Source organism: Acinetobacter sp. YH12218 (assembly GCF_013417925.1).
Taxonomy (GTDB): domain Bacteria; phylum Pseudomonadota; class Gammaproteobacteria; order Pseudomonadales; family Moraxellaceae; genus Acinetobacter; species Acinetobacter amyesii.
This window is the reverse complement of sequence record NZ_VPDB01000017.1, coordinates 22,638-48,093: the sequence shown is the minus strand read 5'-3', so window position 1 is coordinate 48,093 and position 25,456 is coordinate 22,638. Positions and strand designations below refer to the sequence as shown.

Annotated in this window: 20 protein-coding genes, 1 pseudogene and 1 riboswitch; of the genes and pseudogenes, 12 read left to right on the top strand and 9 right to left on the bottom strand. The window is 41.6% G+C overall.

The window, feature by feature from the left end; translation table 11 throughout:
* Nucleotides 1-209 precede the first annotated feature (209 nt).
* Nucleotides 210-839 carry a hypothetical protein gene (locus FTV03_RS06965; RefSeq protein WP_180040673.1) on the bottom strand — a complete coding sequence of 210 codons (630 nt, stop codon included), beginning with the start codon at nucleotides 837-839 and terminating at the stop codon, nucleotides 210-212.
* A 134-nt stretch (nucleotides 840-973) separates the two neighbouring features.
* On the opposite strand from FTV03_RS06965, the gene baeS reads away from it, so the two are divergent.
* From baeS to FTV03_RS06940, 5 genes are all read left to right on the top strand, one after another.
* Nucleotides 974-2,650 (top strand): sensor histidine kinase efflux regulator BaeS, encoded by a 1,677-nt coding sequence (gene baeS, locus FTV03_RS06960; RefSeq protein ID WP_180040671.1) that lies wholly within the window; start codon nucleotides 974-976, stop codon nucleotides 2,648-2,650.
* Between the two features lie 12 nt (nucleotides 2,651-2,662).
* The gene (locus FTV03_RS06955) at nucleotides 2,663-3,349 is read left to right on the top strand and encodes a response regulator (protein ID WP_078191240.1); all 687 of its coding nucleotides are present in this window, start codon (nucleotides 2,663-2,665) and stop codon (nucleotides 3,347-3,349) included.
* An 86-nt stretch (nucleotides 3,350-3,435) separates the two neighbouring features.
* A complete protein-coding gene (locus FTV03_RS06950; protein WP_218946169.1) occupies nucleotides 3,436-4,842 on the top strand; it encodes a hypothetical protein in 1,407 nt (468 codons plus the stop codon).
* Nucleotides 4,843-4,868: 26 nt separating this feature from the next.
* Nucleotides 4,869-5,960: a hypothetical protein gene (locus FTV03_RS06945; protein WP_233945001.1), complete on the top strand. Its 1,092-nt coding sequence runs from the start codon at nucleotides 4,869-4,871 to the stop codon at nucleotides 5,958-5,960.
* Nucleotides 5,961-6,398: 438 nt separating this feature from the next.
* Complete coding sequence (locus tag FTV03_RS06940) at nucleotides 6,399-8,096, top strand: carboxypeptidase regulatory-like domain-containing protein (protein ID WP_180040669.1); 1,698 nt, start codon at nucleotides 6,399-6,401, stop codon at nucleotides 8,094-8,096.
* A 118-nt stretch (nucleotides 8,097-8,214) separates the two neighbouring features.
* On the opposite strand, the gene FTV03_RS06935 is transcribed toward FTV03_RS06940, so the two are convergent.
* Nucleotides 8,215-8,916 (bottom strand): alpha/beta fold hydrolase, encoded by a 702-nt coding sequence (locus FTV03_RS06935; RefSeq protein ID WP_180040667.1) that lies wholly within the window; start codon nucleotides 8,914-8,916, stop codon nucleotides 8,215-8,217.
* Nucleotides 8,917-9,058: 142 nt separating this feature from the next.
* Between FTV03_RS06935 and FTV03_RS06930 the strand changes: the two genes are divergently transcribed.
* From FTV03_RS06930 to FTV03_RS06920, 3 genes and pseudogenes are all read left to right on the top strand, one after another.
* The gene (locus tag FTV03_RS06930; protein WP_180040665.1) at nucleotides 9,059-10,414 is read left to right on the top strand and encodes an amino acid permease; all 1,356 of its coding nucleotides are present in this window, start codon (nucleotides 9,059-9,061) and stop codon (nucleotides 10,412-10,414) included.
* A gap of 288 nt (nucleotides 10,415-10,702) precedes the next feature.
* Nucleotides 10,703-11,458 carry a hypothetical protein gene (locus FTV03_RS06925; protein WP_180009091.1) on the top strand — a complete coding sequence of 252 codons (756 nt, stop codon included), beginning with the start codon at nucleotides 10,703-10,705 and terminating at the stop codon, nucleotides 11,456-11,458.
* Nucleotides 11,459-11,608: 150 nt separating this feature from the next.
* A pseudogene (locus FTV03_RS06920) lies at nucleotides 11,609-12,933 on the top strand (ISNCY family transposase).
* Between the two features lie 84 nt (nucleotides 12,934-13,017).
* On the opposite strand, the gene FTV03_RS06915 reads toward FTV03_RS06920, so the two are convergent.
* The 4 genes from FTV03_RS06915 to FTV03_RS06900 form a co-directional block, all read right to left on the bottom strand.
* Nucleotides 13,018-13,386, bottom strand: coding sequence for an MmcQ/YjbR family DNA-binding protein (locus FTV03_RS06915; protein WP_180009103.1), 369 nt, complete (start codon nucleotides 13,384-13,386; stop codon nucleotides 13,018-13,020).
* Between the two features lie 39 nt (nucleotides 13,387-13,425).
* Nucleotides 13,426-14,031 (bottom strand): murein L,D-transpeptidase family protein, encoded by a 606-nt coding sequence (locus FTV03_RS06910; protein WP_180009088.1) that lies wholly within the window; start codon nucleotides 14,029-14,031, stop codon nucleotides 13,426-13,428.
* Between the two features lie 112 nt (nucleotides 14,032-14,143).
* The gene (locus FTV03_RS06905) at nucleotides 14,144-15,589 is read right to left on the bottom strand and encodes a YdiU family protein (protein WP_180027148.1); all 1,446 of its coding nucleotides are present in this window, start codon (nucleotides 15,587-15,589) and stop codon (nucleotides 14,144-14,146) included.
* Nucleotides 15,590-15,710: 121 nt separating this feature from the next.
* On the bottom strand, nucleotides 15,711-16,871 hold the full coding sequence (locus FTV03_RS06900) for an acyl-CoA desaturase (RefSeq protein ID WP_078191233.1): 1,161 nt from the start codon (nucleotides 16,869-16,871) through the stop codon (nucleotides 15,711-15,713).
* 190 nt (nucleotides 16,872-17,061) lie between these two features.
* On the opposite strand from FTV03_RS06900, the gene FTV03_RS06895 reads away from it, so the two are divergent.
* Nucleotides 17,062-17,595 carry an META domain-containing protein gene (locus FTV03_RS06895; RefSeq protein ID WP_180040663.1) on the top strand — a complete coding sequence of 178 codons (534 nt, stop codon included), beginning with the start codon at nucleotides 17,062-17,064 and terminating at the stop codon, nucleotides 17,593-17,595.
* Between the two features lie 66 nt (nucleotides 17,596-17,661).
* Here the strand turns inward: FTV03_RS06895 and FTV03_RS06890 are convergent, their stop codons facing one another.
* From FTV03_RS06890 to FTV03_RS06880, 3 genes are all read right to left on the bottom strand, one after another.
* A complete protein-coding gene (locus FTV03_RS06890; RefSeq protein ID WP_180040661.1) occupies nucleotides 17,662-18,375 on the bottom strand; it encodes a glycerophosphodiester phosphodiesterase in 714 nt (237 codons plus the stop codon).
* A 185-nt stretch (nucleotides 18,376-18,560) separates the two neighbouring features.
* Complete coding sequence (locus FTV03_RS06885; protein ID WP_180040660.1) at nucleotides 18,561-19,145, bottom strand: cob(I)yrinic acid a,c-diamide adenosyltransferase; 585 nt, start codon at nucleotides 19,143-19,145, stop codon at nucleotides 18,561-18,563.
* Between the two features lie 46 nt (nucleotides 19,146-19,191).
* Entirely contained in the window at nucleotides 19,192-21,039 is a 1,848-nt protein-coding gene (locus FTV03_RS06880) for a TonB-dependent receptor plug domain-containing protein (protein ID WP_373687953.1), read from the bottom strand.
* 236 nt (nucleotides 21,040-21,275) lie between these two features.
* Nucleotides 21,276-21,433, top strand: a riboswitch (cobalamin riboswitch).
* 127 nt (nucleotides 21,434-21,560) lie between these two features.
* Between FTV03_RS06880 and FTV03_RS06875 the strand changes: the two genes are divergently transcribed.
* From FTV03_RS06875 to trpB, 3 genes are all read left to right on the top strand, one after another.
* Complete coding sequence (locus FTV03_RS06875; RefSeq protein ID WP_180005545.1) at nucleotides 21,561-23,381, top strand: TonB-dependent receptor domain-containing protein; 1,821 nt, start codon at nucleotides 21,561-21,563, stop codon at nucleotides 23,379-23,381.
* A 160-nt stretch (nucleotides 23,382-23,541) separates the two neighbouring features.
* Nucleotides 23,542-24,183 carry a phosphoribosylanthranilate isomerase gene (locus FTV03_RS06870; RefSeq protein ID WP_180040656.1) on the top strand — a complete coding sequence of 214 codons (642 nt, stop codon included), beginning with the start codon at nucleotides 23,542-23,544 and terminating at the stop codon, nucleotides 24,181-24,183.
* Complete coding sequence (gene trpB / locus FTV03_RS06865; RefSeq protein WP_111885382.1) at nucleotides 24,167-25,393, top strand: tryptophan synthase subunit beta; 1,227 nt, start codon at nucleotides 24,167-24,169, stop codon at nucleotides 25,391-25,393. The genes FTV03_RS06870 and trpB overlap by 17 nt, the downstream gene beginning before the upstream one ends.
* Nucleotides 25,394-25,456: the final 63 nt, after the last annotated feature.

Sequence of the window (25,456 nt, the reverse complement as noted above, 5' to 3'; positions counted from 1 at the left end):
TATTGGGTACAAGCATTTCAGGGCGATTTGTTGGTGACTGTAAAGTCAAAGAAATATCCCTTGAAAATGCTAAGTGCATTGAGTGTAAACACTTTTGGCTGAAAATGAATGACACAAATAGTCAAAAAGCGTAAAAAGATATGTCCAATAAAAAAGGCACTCCTGGGAGTGCCTTTTTTTACGCAATGATATTGCGATCTAAGTTTGGATTATTTTACTGGTGCTGGCGTTGGGGCAACAGGGGCTTTAGGTTGGAAACGCACTTCACATTTACCATTGATTTGCTGTTCGCCAACTTTAATGGCAACCGCACTGCCATCAGTCTTGCCTTGACATGCTTTCATAATCGCTTGTTGCTTCGCTTGGCGTTCTGCTAAACGTTGATCAAACTGTTTAGTCAGTTCTGCACGTTTTGCATCAGTCAGTGGCTCACCGCGTTGCATCTGACCACGCATATCGCCACGCATTGGACGGTGTTCACCGCGCATTGGTTTGTGTTCACCACGTGCTTTTTTCATGTCTTGGCGGTCTGCTTTGAACACCATGGTACATGTACCATCAATGCTATTATCGCCAGCTTTTACTTGAACTGTTGAACCTGTAGTCTTGCCATCACAGGCTTTTTGCATATCAGCAAACACTTGACGTTGCTCGGCACGCATTTGTTTAAAATGTTCACGTTGCTCAGGTGACATACGACGATCTTGATCACCATGATGTTGTTTCATCATACGGCCATGATCGTTATCTTTTGGTGCGGTTGTCGATTGACAAGCCGTCAATGCACCCATGCTCAATACGCTTGCACCGATTAAAGCCATTTTGGTCATTTGTTTCATAGTCTATACCCCACCAGATTAGATATTTTTTCAATGGTTAAAGATTAAATAATAAAGATGTAGAAACAATGGAGAGTTTTTTAGTAGCGTGTTCGCTACAATAATGAATATAGAAGAAAAATGAGAGTTCTCTTTTGAAAATACGTCGTATCCCGATTGCCTTACGCTTGTTTCTGACTGTGCTGTTGACGACGCTCGTCATCACAACGGTAAGTCTTGGCGTGTTGCATTGGAATATGCAGCGTAATTTCACCAAATATGTGGCCGATGTCGAGATGCAAAAGCTTGACCATGTCATTGAAAATTTAGCCGATGTGTATACGGTTTATCATGATTGGGGCAATGCGATTCAGGCGCAAATTTTGCAAATTGAAGGGCAGGCTGCGCCAGATGACTATGATCGTCTCTCTCGGTGGTGGCTGCGTCGTCAATATGACATTGCATTGCAGCAGCGCTATTTCCAAGATCATAGTTTGAATGCAGCATCGATGTTGGCAACGCCACAGCAAACGGCAGAACAAAAAACTGAAGAGCTAAAATGGCTTGAACAAAACTTACCGTCTGAGTTTCAACCTTTTGAAGGTTTAAAATTTCCTTTAAGCGCGAATCAAAATGTGTTCCGCCCCAAAGAGTCGAATGCGGATGAAAAAGATAAAGATGCCGGTCAATCCTCTCAAAACAATACCAACAATGGTGGTAAAAAACAGTTTATTCAAATGCCTGACCGCTTGGGCTTGAGTTCACGTTTATCTTTATATGATGCACAGCGCCAATTTGTGGTGGGTGAGCCGACAGATGAACAGATTTCTTATCGTCCGATTATGGTAAATAATCAAATCGTGGGGTATTTGGGGCTCAAACCTGTCCTCGAGCAAGATGATGCGATCAGTATTAACTTCTTTAGTAAGCAAAAACGTTATTTGTTATTGGTTTATGTGCTGACATTTATTGCAAGTTTAATTGCTGCACTGTTATTGGCGACCTACTTTAAAAAACCGATTCAGCGTTTGTTAATGGGAACACGTGAGTTAACAAAGGGCAATTATCAACATCAAGTCGCGGTGAACCGTAATGATGAGCTTGGTGATTTATCGAATGAATTGAACCAGTTGGCTGTGATTCTTGATCAGCATGAAACGTCACGTCGTCAATGGGTGGCCGATACTTCACATGAATTAAAAACCCCATTGGCGGTGTTGCAGGCTCAAATTGAGGCGATGCAGGACGGTATTCGTAAGCCAACGCCAGAGCATTTTGCCTCAATGCTCAATCAAGTGAGTAGTTTGAAAAAATTGACCAAAGATTTGGCGGATTTGGCGCAAGCCGATGCACAACAACTGAATTGTTATTTGACCACGCTCAATCCGTGGGATGTAGTGATGCAAGAAGTTGAAAGCTTTAAGCCGAAGTTTGAGCAAGCAGATTTGAAAATTACCGCAACGGGCGAAGGGACTTCATTACAATTAGATATAGACCGTTTTAAACAGATTATGGTCAACTTATTGGGCAACAGTATTCGTTATACGGAAGCTGGTGGTGAAGTGCATGTACATACTGAGCAGGATGAAACCCAGTGGACCGTGTATGTCGATGACAGCCCATTTGGTTTAACTGATGAACAGTTGGCACGTTTAGGTGAGCGTTTCTATCGTGTGGATGATTCACGTACGCGTGCAACTGGTGGTACAGGACTAGGATTGGCGTTATCCGTAAAAATAGCTAGAGCATTGGGTGGAGAGTTGAGTTTTGATCATTCTCCATTGGGCGGTTTGCGTTGCAAATTGACATTTCCCAAACAGATGAAATATTAAAAGGAAGCATGCATGAAACATATCATGTTGGTTGAAGATGAAGTGGAACTTGCACAGCTAGTGCGTGATTATCTAGAGGCTGCAGGCTTTGAAGTCAGCATGTTTCATGATGGTCAAGAAGCCTATGACAGCTTCACGCAGCGTAAGCCGAGTCTAATGATTTTGGACCTAATGGTGCCACGTATGGATGGCTTAACCATTTGCCGTAAAGTCCGTGAGCAGTCTGATCTGCCAATTATTATGGTGACTGCACGAACTGAAGAAATTGACCGTGTATTGGGGCTCAATATGGGTGCTGACGATTATGTCTGCAAACCGTTTAGTCCGAAAGAATTGGTGGCACGTGTGCAAGCGGTATTACGTCGTTTAGAACGTAAAGCAGAGCCAGAGGTGAATGATTTATTCCGTATGGACAAAGCACAGCAACGCATTTGGTATCAACAAAAAGCGTTGAGCTTAACGCCAACTGAGTTTCGTTTACTTGAGTTGTTTTTAGAGCATGTAGGGCAGGTGTATTCACGTGCGCAATTGCTTGATCATATTAACCCAGACAGTTTTGAAGTGGCTGACCGTGTGATTGATAGTCATATTAAAAATTTACGTCGTAAGATTTCAGATGCAGCGGAAACCGGCAACCGTCATGAGTGGATTCAAGCCGTGTATGGCGTCGGCTACCGTTTTGAATATCCAGAGGATTAATGTTACTTTTTGTTCTTGAATCTTTTTTTAAAAGCCTTTAATTTTTAAAGGCTTTTTTATTTGTATTTTTAAGAGGGAAAAACATAATGATTTTAAAAAAAACCTTATTAGCAATAAGCTGTTCTGTAATTTTAACTGCATGTGGCGGTGGTGGCGGCGGGTCTTCTAGTAGCGGTGGGACTTCAGATAATGGCGGTTCAAATGGGGAAACAGCTAACCCATCAAATCCAGCAACAGATTTAGAGAAAGCTAAAGTATTAATCAAAACTACGAACAATATTATTGCCTATTTTGACAGTTTTAAAGGTTTGCAGTCTCAGTATGAGCCTGCATTTGATGCTGTAAGTAATGCAGGAAATGATATTAGTAATGCTTCTGATCTCATCATTACTTTAGCTTCATTGGCGCAGAAAGATGCTCAAGGTTCCACAAAAGACTATACCGCTGCAGAATTAGAGGCACTTTTAGAGGATGATGCGACCTATGGGGGGATATATTATCCAGATTATATTTTGAGCAAAAATGGTCTTAAAATCAGCGTAACACCGACTTCAGTTTCTGTTAATGGAAGTGTATCGGCTAAATATTGGATGGACTATATTTGGGATAGCAGTACTTTTACTGGAAAAGATGTTTTTAGCGATGCGGTTTTGATTACTGTAAGCAATTTAAAGTTGGATGCGCCATTCACAGCATCTGCAAAACAGCATGATTTTAAAATAGTTTCAGGCGGTAAAATCACAGCTAAAAATGCGGATGGATTAGAATCAAGCTTAGGGTTTAATAGCAACAGTACCGCTCAAGTTGTTTATGATACAGCTATCAAGCTGGAAGACTCAGAAAGTGAAAATGCTCCGGTTACGGCACAATTTAAATTTTTAAATGTTTTGTTAACAACTCAGAACGCGAAGCTGAATTTAACTGAACTTTCAAGCAAAGCTGCTCGAGTTAAATTCAAAAATGGTACTGAAACATTTAATCAAATTATTCCATATGAAATTATTTTGAAAGGTGAAGCTTTAAGCGGAGCAGAAAACTTAGGCTTAGATGCAAATATTAAGCTAAAAAATGATCTGACTAAAACCTTTGATATTACCCAAGGCGAATCTGCGGCTGCATTTATTAATGCAGATTTGACAGTTAATCTCTCTGGTAACGTAAAAGGTGGGGGGGCTGCTGTGAAGCCATTCAGTTTACTGCTTAACGCTAAAAGGAATGATTACCAAAAAGGGATAGCAAATCTTAAAGTTACAGTTGATCAAAATACATTAAATATAGATGTAAAAACTGACAATCTGATCGCGCAATCTCCAATTATCTGGTCAAGAGTATCTCATGCGAATGGTGCATTTGTAGAAATTCCAGATTTAGATCAATTCAGTTCTGCTGATATTAAAGTCGGTACTGTTAGCTACGGTACGATCAATAGAGTATCGAATAGCATTTATTCTGCGAAATTTACCGATAACACTGTGCTAATGATTGCACCATAATAATGAATTAAGGAGAGGGGGTAACGATGTTCCCCCTTTTTTCTATGTTGAAAAAAAAATTAGTATTATTGGGATTATCGCTCCCGTTTTATAGCTATGCACAAGAGGCTATCTATTATCAAGTGCAAGCAGATGTTTATAGTGAACCGTTAGCGATTCATGCATTTACAGATGATTGGGATGATTCTAAGTTTAAATCAGGAAAAAATGCATTTGCTCATGGTTTAATGCAATTGGGCGTAAAGCAGGGTAATTGGGATTTTAGCTGGATCTGGCGATATGACTATGCGCTCAATTTCAGTGAGGATACAGCAAAGCTTTATTATCAAATACAAAATGAACTGCCTATCGATGCAAACTCAACGTATGACTTGAGGCTTGAAGCACAGCATATTGATACTGTTGGGTCTCGGGCTGCCTATACATGGCCCATTAGTTCGAATTGGAATTTAGAAACGGGTATAACCGCGTTAATTGGGCGTCATTATATTGATGGTCATATTAATGCGCTAGGGGTAACGACAGATCAGCAAGAGCTTATGGACCGCGTCAAATGGCTGAATGGGAGCATAGATTACAGTTATGATCATCCTGCTTTGAAAGAAGATAAAATGGGCTGGAATGAGCAGGCGCATAGCGGGTATGGCTATGCCCTAGATGCGACTTTAAGAGGTGCTATTGCAAAAAATTGGAATTTAAAAATTAATATTCAGGATGCATTGGCATATTTATATTGGCAAGATGCTCCATACACACGATATAACATCAGCTATGATCAAGATAAGCGTCCACGGTTTGATATTCAGGGAGAGTTTGATAAAGATAAGACCTATGCGCAAAAGCTGCCATTTAAAATTTATTCGGATTTAAATTATGACTCAGAGCAGGCTTGGAGTTTAGGACTCAGTTCAATCTCAAATGAGTATATAAGTCTTTGGCAGCTCAATGCATATTGGAATACAGGGCTAATGTGGGGAATCCATTTTGAACCCCAAACCAATTCGTTTGGCCTTTCCGTCAAACATGAAAACTTTGGTTTTAAATACATAGCAGATTCATTCAATACCAACCAAGCAAAACGTATGGGCGCGCAAATATATGCGCAATATCTATGGTAAGTGCTGTTGGACCAGCGACTGTAAACAGATTAGCTTCTTTAGAATGTGTAAAGTTTTAAGCAGTTGTTTTATTTAACCGTATTGATATGTATTAAAAAAAGCTTTGCATTGTCATAATGGAATTTAAATTGTTCGGTTATGGATAAGTTTGAATTTATCTATAACCTTTTTTATTTATATCGTAAATTTTTTATTTTTTAAAGTTTTTATCAGTATTAGATATTTATTAGTATTCCATTTTTGAAGGAATGGGCATCCCTTAACAGCAAAACAATGGCAATTGGATGAATGATAAAAATCACATAAAAATGCGAAATTTGCGCATTTAATGAAAATTGGTTATTATTTTGCTGGAATATTCACCAGTATGTTTGAGCTGGCAAAGTTCAATGTAGACATAACAATTTTTAAAAATGGAACAGCCAGAGGGCAGAACAGATGAAAAATAGCGCTTTTGTAAAAATAATAATGGTCACGGGTGTCTTGGGTTTAACGGCATGTGGGGGTAGTGATCGTGATGAGACAGGGAGTGTACCGCCAGAGCCAGTTGCCGATGCTATGGTACAAAAAAGTGTAGAAGAGCTGACGCTGTTGGATGTGAATAATCTTGCTTTAAATGCTGCGTCGATTCAGATTTTAAGTGATGAAGAATGGCAGAAGGTACAAGCAGGCAGTCTGAAAATAGCAACGAATACAATTACAGCAGATGATTCTGAGCAGTTCTTTCCACCGATTAATAGTTTACCGACAGCGACTCATTTTAAAGGTCAAAGTTATCTTGCCAATGCCCAAGGCATCGTTAAACTGCCTAAATTGGCTGCAGGCACATATTATGTTTTGGTCACTAAAAATGGACAGTCTGCAGTTTCGGCATTCTTGATCCACCCTAAAAATACTAATAAAAGCATTGTGTTGAATGTGGTGCTCAACTGTTTAGATCAAGACTGTCAGACTCTAAGTGATGCGCCAGTCAATGATGCCGTGGTCGGAACATTGTCTGGCCAAGTGATTTTTAAAGGGAAGCCTTTAGCGAATGCGCAAGTCGCATTATCTGGCGGTGCTGCGACCAATGGTGCATTTGTTAGTGCTTTGACCGATGCAAATGGTTATTTCAGTTTGTCATTTAATGTGAGCAATGATCTGCTTGAAGCATTAAAAAATGCCACGCTCACCATTAGCGGTGCAGGAATTAATACCATTACGAAAAAAGTTACGGTCATTGCTTCTTCTGCATCGGGCTATCAATTTGAAGTGTTGCCTGAAACGACATCTGCAGATGCCATATGGCGTGAAACTTTTGAAGCGGACTCTGCTACTCGCAATGCATGGACAAGGTCGCAGCCAAGTGTGGCCAATGTCGATTGGCAGTTGCTCAACAAAGGTCACAACATTCGTAATAACCAAGTAAATCAACGTGTGCGCTTAGCGCCGAATGACCAAAGTCAAGGCAAGGTGCCTGAGCCACTGCAAGGCAATACAGCATATTGGTATGGTGACAAAGTAAATGGCAACTTTATTGGCGCTTTAAGTGATTCTTCGACTGCACTAGAGTTTGATGGCGGTACGTCGCAGTATGACAATACGGGAGAATTGATTTCACCTGTGATTAATCTGAGCCAATATCAAGCGCCTTTGAGTTTAAGCTTTAAAACATGGTGGGAAATTGAGTCGGTCAATCCAAATAATCAAGGGTTCGATTTGATGAATATTTTAGTTTCTACCGACGGCGGCAAGAGCTTTAAGACCTTGGCTCGATTAAACCCGCTGGCAGATCCATCTTCTGCATATGAGCGCGCACCGATTCCATACAGTAATTTAGGTTTTAACCTCGCGCCGGCTGCTGTTCAGCAAGAAGCAATTTCATTAGATGAATATGCAGGCAAGGCCAATGTCCAACTGAAATTCCAATTCAAAACGGTCGATCAACTTTATAACGGTTTCCGCGGATGGATGATTGATGATGTGGTGATTCAGAAAAAAGCCGGAACTTTCCCATTATTTGATGGAGCGAGTTTTGATGAAAATTCAGATAGTTTCTCTCAGGTCTATAGTGGCGTCGCTGCAAAACAAGCGGGCACTGTGCTGAAAAGCACGAAGAGTTATGCACGCTGGGCTGAAGTGCCACAGCGTAAATAAAGATTTACATGACACCGCAGTATGAATGAATAAGTTTAGACGTACTGCATTTACTATCAATCATCCATCAAGTGAAGTGAATGCTAAAAAGCAGCTCTCTATTGAGGGTTGTTTATATTTAAAGGGACAATGTATTCAGCCATTTCAGTATGCTGGCAGCTAAAGCGTCCGGCTGTTCTAGTGGAATCATATGGCCCGTATTTTCAATCATATCAAGTTGACTGTGTGCTATAGATTGATGCAGCTCCTGCGCTTCATCTAGTGAACGCAGCCGATCTTGAGCAGCCGAAATAATCAGTGTTGGGCACTGAATGGCACCGCTGCGAATATGGCTACGGTCTAATAATGACTGCGCTTTAAAGCTTTCAAATCCAAGATTTTTGCCCATATCTTGAATACGTTGAATCAGCTTCCGATTGTCCGCCTGGTTTGGGTGTAGTGATTTGGCAATCGCTGTTTTGCTCAAACCATGAAACGTGCCTGCTGATGCAGCTTGAATGGCCGCGATTTTTAACTGCTTCTGTATTTCACTATCAGGGCGTAAAGAGCTTGCCACTAAAATGAGTGCAGAAATACGTTCAGGATATTTCTGCGCTATGGTTCTGGCAATATAACCGCCTAATGAAAAACCAACCAAGACAAAGCGTGGCGGGGCATTGAGTAGGATATGTTCCGCAATTTCATCAATCGTTTGACCGTGTTTTAAACTTGCCCTAAAGAAATTCCATGTGTGCGGAAGTTGTGGGATGAGCTCATCCCATAAGGATTCATCCAGCATAAATCCAGGAATGAAGACCATTGATAAGTGTTGCTGATTCATAGATGCAGTTAACGGTATGGGCAGATTTGAAGCCTGATTTTATCAGCATCATTTGCTGCTCATACAGCAATTGTCTATGAATATTTGGCTGCAAAGAGCTGCACAGGCTACAATCCACTTTTTTATAAGATGAGAACGTGTTGTGAGCAGCGAAATGCCTCAACTGCAGCGCCGATTAAAGAACCGCCATATTCAGCTGATTGCAATGGGTGGCGCAATAGGTACAGGACTATTTTTAGGTTCTGCGCATATTATTGAGTCGGCTGGGCCATCGATTATTTTGGGCTATTTGATTGGCGGCTTGATTGCTTTTCTGATTATGCGCCAGTTGGGCGAGATGATTGTACAAGAGCCAGTCACAGGTTCATTCAGTCATTTTGCCTTTAAATATTGGGGCAAGTTTGCGGGCTTTTTAACGGGCTGGAACTACTGGATTCTGTATATTTTAGTAGTGATGACCGAGCTGACCGCGATAGGCAAATATGTCCATTACTGGTGGCCGCATGTGCCTGCATGGGTGTCTGTATTGGTGTTTTTTATGGTGATTACCCTTGCCAATTTAGCCAATGTAAAACTGTATGCAGAGTCTGAATTTTGGCTGTCGATGATTAAGGTTGTGGCGATTGTTGCCATGATTGCTTTTGGTGTGTATCTGCTACTTACAGCAGGCGCAGACTCTACCGCTTCGATTAGCAATTTATGGGTACATGGCGGCTTTTTTCCGCATGGTTTTGAAGGCTTATTTTACATGCTGGCCTTTATGATGTTTGCTTTTGGTGGCATTGAGCTGATCAGCATGGCGGCGGCTGAAACTGAAAATCCAGATCAAAACATTCCCAAAGCCGTAAATCAAACGGTGATCCGCGTGTTCTTATTTTATATCTGTTCTTTGGCGGTACTGCTGTCGCTAGTACCGTGGAATCAGTTGAAACTTGGTGGTTTGGATCATAGTCCTTTTGTGATGATTTTTAATCAGATGGGGATTGATTGGGCAGCGCATTTGCTGAATTTTATTATTTTGACGGCATCCGTTTCGGTCTGTAATAGCGGTATGTATGCCAATAGCCGTATGCTGTTGGGCTTGGCAGAACAGGGCAATGCGCCAAAAGCATTTAAGCAGGTGAATAAACACGGTACGCCGATTGCTGCGGTTTTATTTTCTGCGTTGCTGATTTTTGGCTGTGTGTTGCTGAATTATTTCTTGCCTGAAAAAGCATTGAGTTATCTGATTTATATCGTGGTGAGTGCTGCGGTGCTGAATTGGATGTTAATCAGCTTGATTCATTTGAAGTTTAGAAAAGCGATGCAGCAGCAGGGCATACAAACTAAGTTTCCTGCTTTATTTGCGCCGTTCACTAATTACGTTGTATTAGCATTCATGCTGATGATTTTGTACATCATGTGGAATCAGGGTTTTATGTTGTCGGTGCTGATGCAGCCGCTATGGATATTATTGCTGTTTGTGCTGTTTAAAGTGATGCAATCGAAGAAGGTTTAATACCATGAAGGCTTAGGGACGAGCCTTTGTTCACTGTTACTAAAGAATGATTTTGAAAAGTTCTAACAAAGTACGAAAATTGAGAGAACATTCATATAAAGACCGCTCTAGTGCATTAAATTCTAGAGCGGTTTTTTATAAGGTAATGATTTGTATTGGATAAAAAAGAAGAATTTCGTATAACGTGTATTATGTTAATTTTAGGAAAATTTAACTATTCTAATTTTTTGGAATCTTAATATTTATAAGAGTCAAATAATGCTAATAAAAGGATATTGGATTCTTTCCATGTATGCACTGTTACTTATTGGGTGTACATCAAAGGATATTCCTCAAGAGGGGGAAATAGTGACATGGAAACAAAATCCACAACTTATTGTAAAAGCTAAACTTGGACCACGCAGAAAACATATACCGGATCAATTTGATTATGAGTTTTATAGACCCGCTCGAGAACATTATTTAGGGCAATTTCCCATAAATTATGTTCCTGAAAAATTTCCAACAATTATGCAAGGAGAAGCGAACAGTTTGCCTATGCCTGATTCGAATCGACAATTACAGTTTGATTTAAAATTAAGCAATTCGGATTTTCAAGCAACCGATGGTTATTTACCTGATCATGATGATCAAGTGAGAGTTCGGATAGAAGGTCTTACCATGGATATGCGAAAGCAAAATTTAGATACCTATAAGACATTTTCGCAACGAAAAGAATTTTTTAAAGAAAATTCAAAATTTGAAAAATATGGTTTGACCTGTTACAAAAAAAAAGTAGCTGATAATTTCTATGGTTGTTATGGAAAATCCAAAAAATATGATGTTACCGGTATTTTATTAGATGTAATTGCTTTAGAAAATACGGCAGATAATCGATTTATTCAAATTCGAGGAGAAAGTTATGAGCCCAATAAATATGGAGGTATCTGGGTTCAATGGGAAATGAACTTGAATAATTGGGATAGATGGCAAGAAATAGATAGTGCAATTTGGCGCTTATTAGGCACATGGAACTCTGCTCCACCGTCTCAAGAAAGTAACTGATTTTAGTTTCATTTAACATAATGGCGATTATTTGAAATTCGCATGTAAGCCCAAAGTAGAAATGTCCGGTTTCTCCAAAGTAAAAATGTCCGCTTTTAGAATATGCGCTTTTGCGATTATCGAAGCGGACGGTTTGATATGTTGGTGTCTATGTCGGATAAAGAACTTAAACGATTGTCGGTCTTGCAGGAAATCTGCGATCAACGCATAACTCAACCTCAGGCTGCTCAGCTACTTCATATCTCAGAACGTCAAATCAGACGATTACTGTAGAAATATAAAGCTCAAGGCCCAGCTGCATTAGCACATGCTGCACGTGGCCAAACCAGCAACTCCAGGCTTCCTGAAGAAATCAGGCTCAAGTGCCTCAATCTTGTTGCTGAGCAATTCCACGGTTTTGGACCCACTTTAGCGCATGAAAAGCTCACCACTGTTCATGGATTTGATATTTCAGTGGAAATACTACGTTCTTGGATGATTGCAGCTAATTTATGGATTCCTCGCGCCAAGCGTCTGAAACGACCGTATCAGCCTCGTTATAACCGAGATTGCGTCGGTGAACTGATCCAGATTGATGGCTCATATCATGACTGGTTTGAAGGCCGTTCTGCCAAGTGCTGCCTACTGGTATTTATCGATGATGCCACAGGAAAATTACAGCATTTACGCTTCTGTGAATCAGAATCAGCCTTTGACTATATGATTTCAACACGCTTATATGTCGAACAGCACGGTAAGCCTTTAGCATTTTACAGCGACAAACATTCAGTCTTCAGGGTGAATCAAAGCAGCAATAAAGACACCAAGATCACGCAATTTGGACGTGTGCTCAGTACCCTCAATATCGATATCATCTTCGCCAACTCACCACAAGCTAAAGGCCGTGTAGAACGAGCCAATAGAACGCTTCAAGACCGTCTGATTAAAGAAATGCGTCTGGAAGGCATTAGTTCGATTGAGCAAGCCAATGCATGGTTGCCCTGCTTTATTGAGCAATTTAATCGTAAATTTGCCAAGATGGCCATTAATCCCAAGGATCTACACCGGACTGTCAGTGAAACCGCTGACGAGTTAAATGATATTTTTACCTGGCGTGAACCTCGCAAAGTTACAAACAGCCTGACGATTACATATGATAAATGCGTATATATCCTGAAAAAAACAGAAGAAAATCAAAGATTGATCGGCAAGTATATTGAATTTCTGGAATACCCGGATGGTACGGTAGCCATTGAACACCAAGGTAGAAAAATCAATTACAGTATCTTCGATAAATTAAGTCAGCTCAACCAGCGAGAGATCGTTGAGAATAAACGTTTGGGTTCTGTACTAGCGCATATTCAACAACAGCATGAAGAATTAGAACAGCAAAACAAACGGAGTCGTTCTCAATCCATGCCACGTAGACGTGCACAGAAAACAGCAATTCAACAACGCAATTGAATCCTGTGCTTGACTTGGAAATGCCTGTATAGGACATTTCTATTTGGTTTTAAGGTAGGACATTTCTACTTAGGAATAACATCGCAAAATCAACCAGATCGTAAGAGAAGTGTAATCTAAACACTTCTCAGCAACTCAATCCTTTGCCGCAGTCCCTTATTTAGCTTCGACACCACCAATTCATAAGAATTCAGTACCAAATCTTGCAGCAGTTCTTCTTCCAATGCGTCATCTGTAAAAACAGAAATCCAATGCTGTTTATTCATATGCCAGGCCGCACGAATAAAAGGATAAATATCCTTCAGCATCGTGCCATTATCAGGCAGCACTTTTAGATTGATAGCTGCTTTGCCTTCTAAATGAAAACTCAGCATAAAAACCTTATCCATCACCTTAAACACATCACAGCCTTCACCAAAAGGCTGGCTGCATGTAGTTTCAGGCAGGGCTAAGGCCGTCTTAGCAGCTACAGCGTGTAATGCAATCATAGGGGATAACCTAAAAATAAGCTTGAACGTTAAAGCCTAAGGATGAATATGAATAACGGTATCATTATTTACCAATTGCCAAATTTCATCCATATCAATATTGCGCACTGCAATACAGCCCCAAGTCCAATCTTTTTGTGGGAAATAAGTCATCAGTTGTGGTGCAGCTTTCATTTGTAAACTGGTCGCAGAACCATGAATCATAATATCTCCGCCTGCAGAAACCCCTAAATCTTTAGCTTTCTGTTTATCGGTCGCATTGGGGTAAGAGATATGCAAAGACTTATAAAATGAACTTTGCGGATTGCGCCAATCAATCATATAGCTGCCTTCAGGCGTTTTGCCATCACCTTCTTGAACTTTATGTCCTAGCGGTTGAAAACCCAGACGCATCGGGTAACGCCGAATGACTTGATCCTGATGTTTTAATTCCAAATAACGCTGAGCTTTATGTACCTGAATATTGTCGATCGGCGTTTCTTTGCGAATTTTTTGAATTTGCAAATCACTTAATTCAGGTGGAAAGACCAGTGCATTGGCAGGTGTAGGTAGATATTTTTCAAATTTTTGATAGGCAAAGTAGGCTACCGCAATACAGAAGAGGGTAGCGAAACTTAAGATCGTGATATTTTTTCTTGTCATTATTTTTTAGAGGATGAAGTGCTTTCACAGTCCATCGATTTCTGAATTGTGGATAATGTTTAAATTATCCACAATTATGACCCGAGTGAAATGTGGATTTGTGGATAAATGTTTAAGACGAGCAGCTAACCATCACTTCAGGCACATCACTTGGTAAAGGTCCTAAATCTTCTGTTGTTTCCAGTTCAGGCTGTTTGCTAAAGGGCCGACTGAGCAATGTAAACAAACGCTCTACTTCAGAAAAATCATTACGTTCAGCAAGTTCAATCGCCTTTTGAACCATATGGTTGCGCAAGATATATTGCGGGTTGGCTTGTGCCATTTCAGCATCTAAAGCATGGGTGTCCTGATGCCCACGGATGCTTTCATATTGTGCCAAGAAACCTTCAAAGGCGCGGCGGTCTAAGCAGTCATCTTTAATGGCTTCATATTCATGATTTTGCAGACGGATAAAGCTTTGTGTGTAATCCAGTTGCTCACTTTGTAGAATACGCAAAAAGGCCATAGCGCAGTCGAAGCTGCCTTTATGAAAACTCGGCAGGCCCATTTTCTGAGCTAAGCCCAATTTATAATGTTCCAAGAAGGTCAGTTCAAAATGCTCTAAGCATTTGGCTAGATCGTCTTTCCACTGTTCTTTGTCATAATCTGAAGGGCAGAGCGGAACGAGATTATTCAGCCATTGCCATAAATTCCAATGCCCGATACTTGGCTGCTGTTGATAGGTATAGCGGCCTTGGTAGTCCGAATGGTTGTTGATCCAGTTTGGACGGAAGCGCTCCATAAAGCCATAAGGGCCGAAGTCCAAAGTTGAACCGGTAATATTCAGATTGTCAGTATTCATCACGCCATGTGCAAAACCAATCAGCTGCCATTTGGCAATCATCACTGCGGTACGCTGAATAACTTGAGTGGCAAAAGCCAAAATGGGCTGTTCAGCATCCAAGCATTCAGGGTAGTGCCACTCAATACATTTTTGCGTGAATTCAGGTAGTAAATCACCCTGATATTGATTGATCCATTCAAAATGTCCCAATCGGATATGACAGTCAGATGTACGCAGCATCATCGCGCCGAGCTCGAGTTTTTCGCGCTTTACACCTTGCTCAGAACTGGTAAAACCCACCGCATTGCTGGATGCAACGCCTAGGTTGTTCAGCGCATGTCCTGCCAAATATTCACGAATGGTCGAGCGCAGCACTGCACGTCCATCGCCCATGCGTGAATAAGGCGTAGAGCCGGCGCCTTTAAGGTGCAGGTCAATGGTTTGCCCATGTTTATCGATGATTTGCGCAATCAATAAGCCGCGTCCATCGCCCAATTGGCCGGCCCATTGTCCAAACTGGTGACCTGCATAGACCATGGCTAAAGGTTCAAATTCAGCAAAGGTTTTTTGACCGCTGCAGATTTCAACCCACGCAGCTTGATCTTCTGCCGACCATTGCAGCTCATCTGCAAGAGCCGCATTAAAATGCCCAGCTTTTGCGCCTTTTAGAGGAACAGGTTGCTGATGATGGTACAGGCGAGGTGGCAGGGTGTTATAGCGGGCATTGAACAGCATAATGATCTTTAAAAATTCAAATTATGTTTAAACTATAGCAAAGACCAGATAGAAAAACTGTAGCTTAAAATCAATAAAGCCTCCACAAGGGAGGCTTTATCATTTGAGAGGCTTAAAAGAATTAAGCGGTTTTCTTTTTCAAGTTACGCATCAATTGATTCAGTGTTTCACGGTGCTGTGACAAACGCTGTTCAACTTGTAGGAATTCAAGTTTGAGTTTGTCATCCATTTGATGAATTTTTTCAGCAACTGCTGTTTTCTTCGCTTGAATTTCCTGTTCTTTTAATTTTGCCCAGTCATTCAAAGTTTGCGAAAACGCATCATATTCTTGAGAAATACGTTGTTTTGCTGTTGCAATGTCATCGGTCATGTTGAGACCATAGATCGCAAGGTCTTGTTCCGCATACTTGAACTTCATAGCCAACTCAGCTTTTTTAATATTAAAGCTAGGAATACGGCGTAAATTTTTGGCAAGGCCTAATTTAGAGCAGCTCCAAATTAACCATTTTGTTGGATCGTATTGCCACCATTTCACACCATTACGGTAGTCGTATTGGAAAATGTGGTGATAGTTATGATAACCCTCACCCCAAGTAGCAATAGCGAGCCAGAAGTTATCACGAGCGGTATTTTCGTCAGTATACGGACGTTTACCCCACATGTGGCACAGTGAGTTAATAAAGAACGTCACATGATGGCTCAAGATTAGACGCATTAAACCGCCCAATAATAGAACGCCCCACATGTCGCCAACAGCCCAACCAATTGGCACTAAAATCGCTGCATGCACAGCAATCACCAGTGGAATGTAGTATTTATCTTGGAACAAAACGACTTTATCTTTTAAAAGATCTGGCGCGTTTTTGTAGTTCGGTTCTGCTGCTGGATAATCACGAAGCATCCACCCGATATGGGCATACCAGAAACCACGATTAATCGAGTATGGATCTTGGTCAATATCGTCTACATGACGGTGATGTGTACGGTGACCTGAAGCCCAGAACAAAATACTGTTCTGAACAGCAAAAGTACCCATGAGCATTAAAATGATTTTTAAAGGCAAGGTTGCTTCATAAGCACGGTGTGCCCATAAGCGGTGATAACCTGCGGTAATACCTAAACTGCTGACACCCAGTAAAACAAACATACTGATCCAAGCAGCGGCACTAAAATCATGATTAATGGCATATAACGGAATTGCAATAACTGCGACAATAGGTAAAAACACCAATGCAAAAATAGCAATCCAGTTCATTGGGGCTTTGGGTAGGGGAGCATTCATCTCCAACAGCACTCCTGAAACCTTGGGAGGTATAGATAGGACGAATCCCATTAATTTTTTAAGGGATTTTAAACGTACAGAATAGTAGCACGGGAAAACCCGTTTTCACCACTGTTATTGTACAGTTGTATTGTTCTAAACAGTAACATAATACGACTGAAGTTATTTGACTTTTTGTGGGGTAAAAAAGATGCTAAAAAAACAGCAAAATCGTCAAAATAATCCGCAATTTTTTGTCAAACACTGTATCTGTGGCGGCTTTCTGATCAGTTGTCTAGGACTCATGGCCTGTCAAAGTTCTCCAACGCAGAAGGTGACTACAAAGTCACAAGGGAAGTCACATGGCAACAGTGTTGAACAGCCATTAAAAGTTATTCGCGTGAACGATGGGATACAAGATATTCCATGGACGATTGTGAAAATCGCTGGACAAAAAGCAAAGTTCTTTCATCATCAACCTTATCTTCAGTTCAATTCGCAGTTTCGACAAATTCAGGGAAATACGGGATGTAACAATATCAGTGGCACTTATGTGATCGATACCTTAAAACACAGCATTGATCTGAATGCCCGAGCAGGTTATTTCAGCTGTGATTCGGCTTTGGCTCAAGAGGCTGAACTTTCAGATGCCTTGCAAGCCGCAACACAATTCCAAATAAAAGGGAAACACATGACGATGCAAAACAGTCGGGGACAAAATGTATTGGTTTTAGAAAGAAAATAGACCGATTGAAATATCGACGTGTTGATCGAGAAGTGAATTACACAAATCTAGGTGAATAAAGCAGCATTAAAAATGCTGCATCATTAATTTAGGATAGTCGGTAATTAAGCCGTTAATGCCCCAATCTTTAAGCTGTTTAGCACGATCAACGTCGTTGACAGTCCATACGCTCACATTTAATTTTGCCTGCTGCGTGGCCTGAATAATGTCTGAATTGGCGAGTTGGTTCATCCAACCAATTTGGATACAATCCAATTCGAGTGCTTGTTCAATCGCTTTAAATTTTACGTCCGTTTCAACCAGTAGCCCGCGTTTGAAACCGGATTTTTTTTGTTGCAAAGCAAGATGAATTTTAGGATCAAAACTGGTAATCACAGCGGAATGTTCAAAGCCTTGAAGCTGTTGTTCCAAGGTTCCAGTCAACGCTTCAGCTTCAGCTTGTGTCTTCACCGCTTTCACTTCAACTTCAATATGATCGAAGTTATGAATAATTTTAAGCGTTTGTTCGAGCAGTGGCGTCGGTTCAACTTTATTCCATTCTGACCAAGTAACGGCATGGTTATAGGGTTCTAACTCTTGTGAACTACATTCATATAGATGTTTATCTTGACCTGCCGTTCGCATAAATTGGTCATCATGCATAATCACTAGGGCACGATCTTTCAGTTGCCGAACGTCAAATTCGACAGCACGAATCCCTAAATCTTGAATATATTGAAAACCGCCAAGGGTGTTCTCAGGTGCTTCGCCACGAGCGCCACGGTGTCCGATTATGCGCATAAAGGGCCTGCAAAATTGAAAGATAAAAACATAGTGTCCTGTAAGCATGACAGGGAGATGACACTATTATTTTGAGCCGATCATTCTGAAATACAAGAATGATCGGACGAAATGTTTCGATTTATTTCAATGTAAAATAGACTTTTAATTGGTCAAAGGATTTGAGCAATGTTTTGATCCAATACTTATTGATCAATCGTGTCGTTAATATTCTTTTGCCAAAGCACTTCAGAACCGCCTTCGGCACGTTGTAATGTACGTGATGCGACAAATAACCAGTCTGAAAGTCGGTTCAAAAGCTGCAATGACGGCGCTTGAATGTTTTGGTCGCGGTTATGTACCGCCATTAAACGGCGTTCTGCGCGGCGGCAAACTGCACGAGCTTGATGGGCAAGGCTGCATACTAAAGTGCCTGAAGGCAAAATAAAGTCTTTCAGCATTGGCAGCGCTTCATTCATACGGTCAATGCCATTTTCCAAAAACTCAATAGACACAGGCTGTACCAAGTTGAAGTTTGGAATACAGACTTCACCACCAAGATCGAATAACCAATGCTGAATCAGGCTGAGCGATTTGTCCCAAGTCGCTTTGTCTTCAATGCTGCTAAGGGCAATATGTGAACGTAGAATACCAATACTTGAATTGAGCTCATCGACATCGCCTAAAGCTTCAATGCGTAAATCATCCTTTGCTACACGTGATCCGTCACCTAAACCTGTCGTGCCTGAATCGCCTGTGCGAGTATAAATTTTGCTTAAACGGTGGCCCATTTTAATTGTCCATTTTTTGATTAAAAGTTGAATAAAGAGTTGTGCATTAATATTTAACAGTGACACCGATAGAGGCTAAACGCCCGCCATTCATATAATACAAACCTGAACCATACGATGAGGTTTTGTATTCGACATCACCAATATTTTGTAAATTGGTAAAGACTTTGAGGTTGGGATTGATATTCCAAAAAGCGCTCATATCAATGGTGGCATAACCGGGATTACGTGCCTGATAATCCACGGCATCTGACTTAGCATTTAAAGTTGCATTCATGCCATAAATGTCATTGCTCCAGCCTGTAGTCAAGCTTAAGTTCTGACGTGGTCGGCGCTGTAAATCTTGTTTTTTCTCATCATCTTGTGCTTTCACATAATGATAGCTGAGTTTGCTTAACCATCCGCCATTTTGCCATTGCAGATAGGTTTCCACACCTTGATACAGCGCTGTATTAAGGTTTTCTAAGGTGTAATTAGGGCCATTCACAATCAAATGATCGACTTTGGTGTGGTAAACGGACAGACCAGTACTTAGCCCATGATTCAGCTTTTGATCGACACCAACCTCATAAGAAATGCTTTCTTCGGGCTTTAAGTTTGGATTGCCTGACCAACTGTTATAGCGTTCGTCTAAGGTTGGTGATTTAAACGCTGTACCAATATTGGCATAGATGCTGGTGAGTGGCAGTGCTTGCAGACGAATTGCAGCTTGACCAATGGTATGGCTACCATATTTTGCATCGTCTTCTAGGCGAATTCCGAGCTGTGTATTAAGACCATCTTGATGATATTGATGCTGTAAGTAATAACCTGTGCTGCGGTTATCATCTTGATAAGCCGTGCCATAAGACACAATATCACCGCTGATTTTACGGTGTGTGATCCCACTTAAAAGCGTTTGCTTTGGCGTCAGATCAAATTTGGAATAGATTTCCGCCTCTTGGGTTTTATTGTGGGTAAAATCAGCTGTTGTGACCTGATCTAGCTCATCTTTGAATTGAGAAAGTCGAGCATGTAATTCTAAAGCAGGTAATAGACGCACTTCACCACGTAGGTTGATCATTTCATTGTTAAAGTCTTGCGCGACATTGCTGTAGGTTAGGCAGTTATAGTCTTTATCTTCATTGCTACAACTGACATAAAAGCTGCGACCATCGTTATGACTGTAGTCCAATGAATATGCATGATTTTCTTGTTTTGATCCGACTTTCGCACTCCAGCCTTTTTGGTCATAGCTTGCTGTGCTCAGTTCATCTAGGTCAAAAACTTTGGTGGCATCTGATTCTAAGCGTTGCCCTCGAATCTGTGCGTAATAACCATTTTTTGCGGCATCTGCGCCAATAATGCTTTTATAGGTTTTGTGTTCACCCACTTCCGTACTGGCAAAGGCTGTATTCTCCGTTGGTGTCTTGGAAATAATTTGTACCACACCGCCAATCGCATCTGAGCCATACAATACAGAAGCAGGGCCTTTTAAAACTTCAATTTGCTGAATATCGGTAGTATCTAAAAACTGTAATGGCGCCATGCCTGATGTTGCTGAGTTCAAGCGCACGCCATCGCGCAGTACTAAGGTATGGTCAGATTCTGTGCCTCGCACAAAAATGGAAGCTACTTGTCCTAAACCGCCGTTTTGCACCATATTGATAGACGCATCGTTACGCAGCAAATCACTCATTTGGGAAATAGGAGATTGTGCAACTGTTGCAGGTTCAATAATGGCTATACGTGCAGGTACATTTTCTAATTTTTCAGCAGAACGTGTTGCTGTGACGACAATGGTGTCCATTCTAGGTTGTGCAATGGAATCTGCTGCAACAGACAGTTGGGAGCTAAAAATACAAAGGGCAGATATGCCAGCTGCAAGCGCAGTCGGCTGAAAAGGAAAAGGCATACAAAGCTCCATGCATTTACCCCACGTAAATGATTGAGTGATAGAACACGGTCGGCAGGTATCGGACTGGCAAGGTTTCGCTTGCGCACCGTTGCGGGGGCAGTGTTGTAGAGACTTCCCATGCCAACTGTTGTGAATGGCTTAAGTATAGAGAACTCCGATTTATCGAACAATCGAATCTGTCGGGCATTTTAAGATAGCTGCATATACAGCTTGACTTGCTGTGGAGCAGAAATTAATCTGCCTGCGCTTCAGGTGCTTTCTTAATTGAAAAGTGAAACTGGGAAGTCAGTCCAAAAGACTATGCCTATTGTCATCTGACACTGCCCCCGCAACGGTGAATCGTTATTCAATAACGTAAGTCCGGAGACCGGCCTGATGCAGACCTATTCATAATGCGGCGGGCGTTATAGCGGGATTGCATGCTTCTGTCTGAAAAATGGCAAGCCATCGCTTACCCAAAAACCTCCACGCGTTAACCACTTTTATTTCGCACGGGCGGTGCGATCGGGGAATACAGCATGCATTCTTTCTCTAAGACTCTACTCGGGTCACTTTTTGTTTTATCTCCACTTTCTGCTGCGATGGCAGCAGACCAAGTTCATCAACTTCCAGTCATTACCAATACGGTTGCTAGCATTGTTGAGCAAGACTCGCAAAAAACCTTGGCGGCAGTCACCGTAATCAACCGTGAAGAAATTGAACGTAAGCAGTTTACTTCTTTGCAAGAATTACTACGCACTGTGCCAGGCGTAACGTATACCAACTCTGGTGGTTTAGGTCAGCCAACCAGTATTTCAATTCGTGGTACAGGCTCTACTGCGGTATTGGTATTGGTGGATGGTCAAAAACTGGGTTCGGCAACTTCAGGCCAAACTTCTTTTGAGCATTTACCGATTGATCAAATTGAACGTGTAGAAGTTGTAAAAGGCCCGCGTTCAAGTTTATATGGTTCTGAAGCTGTAGGCGGTGTGATTCAAATCTTTACCCGTAAAGGGACGCAAAATGGCGTAAAACCATTTGCTTCACTTAAGTATGGTTCACATGAAACCTATGATGCCAATGTCGGTGTGAATATTCGTCAGGATAATTCTTGGGCGACGCTAAGTTTGGCAGGCTTGAAAACACAAGGCATGGATGTAACAACTTTGCCGACTGAAACAGATAAAGATGGCTATGATAACTATTCTGCGTCAATTAAAGCGGGTCATCAGTTTAATGATCAATTTTCAGCAGACCTGAACGTATTGTATGTCAACGGTGAAACAAATTACGATAGTCCATATAACGTAAATCCTTATAACAAGGTTGAGCAAAATGTGTATGGCGTTGGCTTTAGCTATTCTCCTATAGACCTTTGGAAAACGCAGCTGAAATTTGGCCGGTCAGAAGATAAATACGAAACCTTTAGTGCAGATAAATCGACAGGTGTATTTGATACCACAAAAGACAGCATTAGCTGGTTAAACACATTATCTTTTAATGCAAATAACACACTATTGGTAGGTGTGGATTACTTAAATGATCAAGTCGATAGCACCACCAAATACGATGAAAAAGAGCGTGATAATGTCGGTTACTATGCGCAGTATCTTGGTGATTTTGGTCGAGTGAACCTGCAAGCAGCCATTCGCCTAGATGATAATGAGCAGTTTGGTGATCACACTACAGGCAATGCCGCTGTTGGTTACTCGTTTAATGACAACTACAGCACTTATGTTTCATACGGCACCGCTTTCCGTTCGCCGACATTTAATGACTTGTATTATCCGGGTTGGTCAAATCCAAACCTAGTCCCTGAAGAGTCTGAAAATATTGAAATTGGATTCAAAGGGTCGCAATGGCTGAACTGGTCTGTTTCTGCCTTCCATAATGAAATTGATAATATGATTTCAGGCGGAACCAATATTGCAAAAGCAAAAATTAAGGGTGTGGAAGCTGAGTTCGGACAGTCACTGGATAACTTCACGTTGAACTTAAACTATACTTATCAAGAGCCTGAATATAATTCGGGGGCGACCAAAGGCAATCAAATTGCGGGTCGTGCAGGTCAATTATTGAATGTATCTGCAGATTATACGATGGATAAATGGACGCTAGGTGGCTCTGTACACGCAGAAGACCAGCGTTATAAGGATGCCGCTAATACAACAAGCTTTGGCAGTTTTGCGACAGCAGATGTACGTTTAACCTATCAAGCGACCCCTGAATTTTCTGTACAAGCCAAACTTGCCAATATGTTTGATAAAGAATATTACACCGTGTATGACTCATTTGATGACTATTACTACCGTCAAGACGGCCGTACTGCTTGGCTAACCTTACGTTATGCAATGAAATAATTGATTCAATTATTTAAAAAGCCCTGATCATTCAGGGCTTTTTATTTTTGCGCAGTAATCATGCTGAAAATCCACGCAATGCATGAAAATTGCATTACAATGATTCGCCTTCATATTCATAGATAGGCTATGAATAGGGCGGAGTCAGAGCCAAAACAACATGCGAACCCGTGCCAAAATCTGCGGAATTACACGTACTCAAGATATTCAATCTGTCGTCCAAGCTGGCGCAGATGCGATTGGATTTGTATTCTTTGCGCCCAGCCCGCGCAGTGTAACGCCAGTGCAGGCCGCTGAACTGATTCAGCATGTGCCGCCCTATGTGCAGACCGTGGGTTTATTCGTGAATGCATCGGCTGCAGACATACAGGATATTTTAAAAATTTCACCTGTAGACATCCTGCAGTTTCATGGCGATGAAAGCCCTGAACAGTGCCAAACGATTGCACAAACTGTTGGGCGACGCTGGTATAAAGCCATTCAGATGAAACCTGAACTGGATGTGATTGCAGAAATCCAAGCTTTTCAGCAGGCAGGGGCAAGCGCGGTACTGTTAGACGCATGGCATCCCGAATTAAAAGGTGGAACAGGGCACAGCTTTGACTGGTCACAATTCCCTAAACTCGATATTCCTTTAATATTGGCAGGTGGTTTAAAGCCTGACAATATTGAAGAAGCGATTCAAACCACAGGCGCTTATGCCGTAGATGTGAGCGGTGGTGTAGAATTGGCAAAAGGTATTAAAGACCAACAACTCATAGAACGCTTTATGCAAGGAGTCCATCGTGGATCAGCAAAATAAGATTGACTATACCCAATTCCCTGACGCACAAGGGCATTTCGGTATTCATGGCGGGCGTTTTGTGTCAGAAACTCTAATGGCAGCACTTGAGGACTTAGAAAAACTCTATTTCCGCATGAAAGATGATGCACAGTTTTTGGCAGAATTCGACCGTGACTTGGCGTATTACGTCGGTCGTCCTAGTCCATTGTATTATGCTGAGCGATGGTCGAAAGAGTTGGGTGGTGCGCAAATTTACTTAAAACGTGAAGACCTGAACCATACAGGTTCACATAAAGTGAATAACACCATTGGTCAGGCTTTACTGGCTAAGCTTTCAGGTAAAAAACGTATTATTGCCGAAACAGGTGCGGGTCAGCACGGTGTAGCAACGGCAACGATTGCAGCGCGTTTAGGCCTTGAGTGTGTGGTGTTTATGGGTGCGGAAGACGTAAAACGTCAAGCCATGAACGTGTACCGTATGCGTTTATTGGGTGCGACTGTTGTACCTGTGGAAAGCGGTTCAAAAACATTGAAAGATGCGATGAACGAAGCAATGCGTGACTGGGTAACCAATGTTGATTCAACTTATTACGTGATTGGTACAGTTGCAGGTCCACATCCATATCCGCAATTGGTACGTGATTTCCAATCGATCATTGGCCGTGAAGCGCGTAAACAGATTCAAGAACAAGCAGGCCGTTTACCGGATGCGCTTGTTGCATGTGTGGGCGGCGGTTCAAATGCGATGGGCTTGTTCTATCCATTCTTAAATGATGAAGATGTGAAAATGTACGGTGTCGAAGCTGCAGGCTATGGCATTGAAACAGGCAAACACTCTGCACCACTCAATGCAGGTCATGTGGGTGTACTTCACGGTAACCGTACTTACCTGATGTCGGATGATCAAGGTCAAATCATTGAAACACATTCAATCTCTGCAGGACTGGACTACCCAGGCGTAGGCCCTGAACATAGCTTCCTCAAAGATATGCATCGTGTGAACTATGTGCCAATCAATGACACTGAAGCGCTGCAAGGTTTCCGTGATTTAACCCAAATTGAAGGTATTATCCCTGCGCTAGAAAGCTCACATGCGATGGCTTATGTGACGAAACTTGCACCGACCATGGACAAAGACCAAATTATTATTGCGACTGTATCAGGCCGTGGTGATAAAGACTTAATGACCGTTGCCCGCATTGATGGCGTGGAAATGGTTGAGATGTAAACTCCTTTAAGCCTCTCCCTTTGGGATGAGAATCTCGGAATATATTCTGAGTTCGCAAGTGGA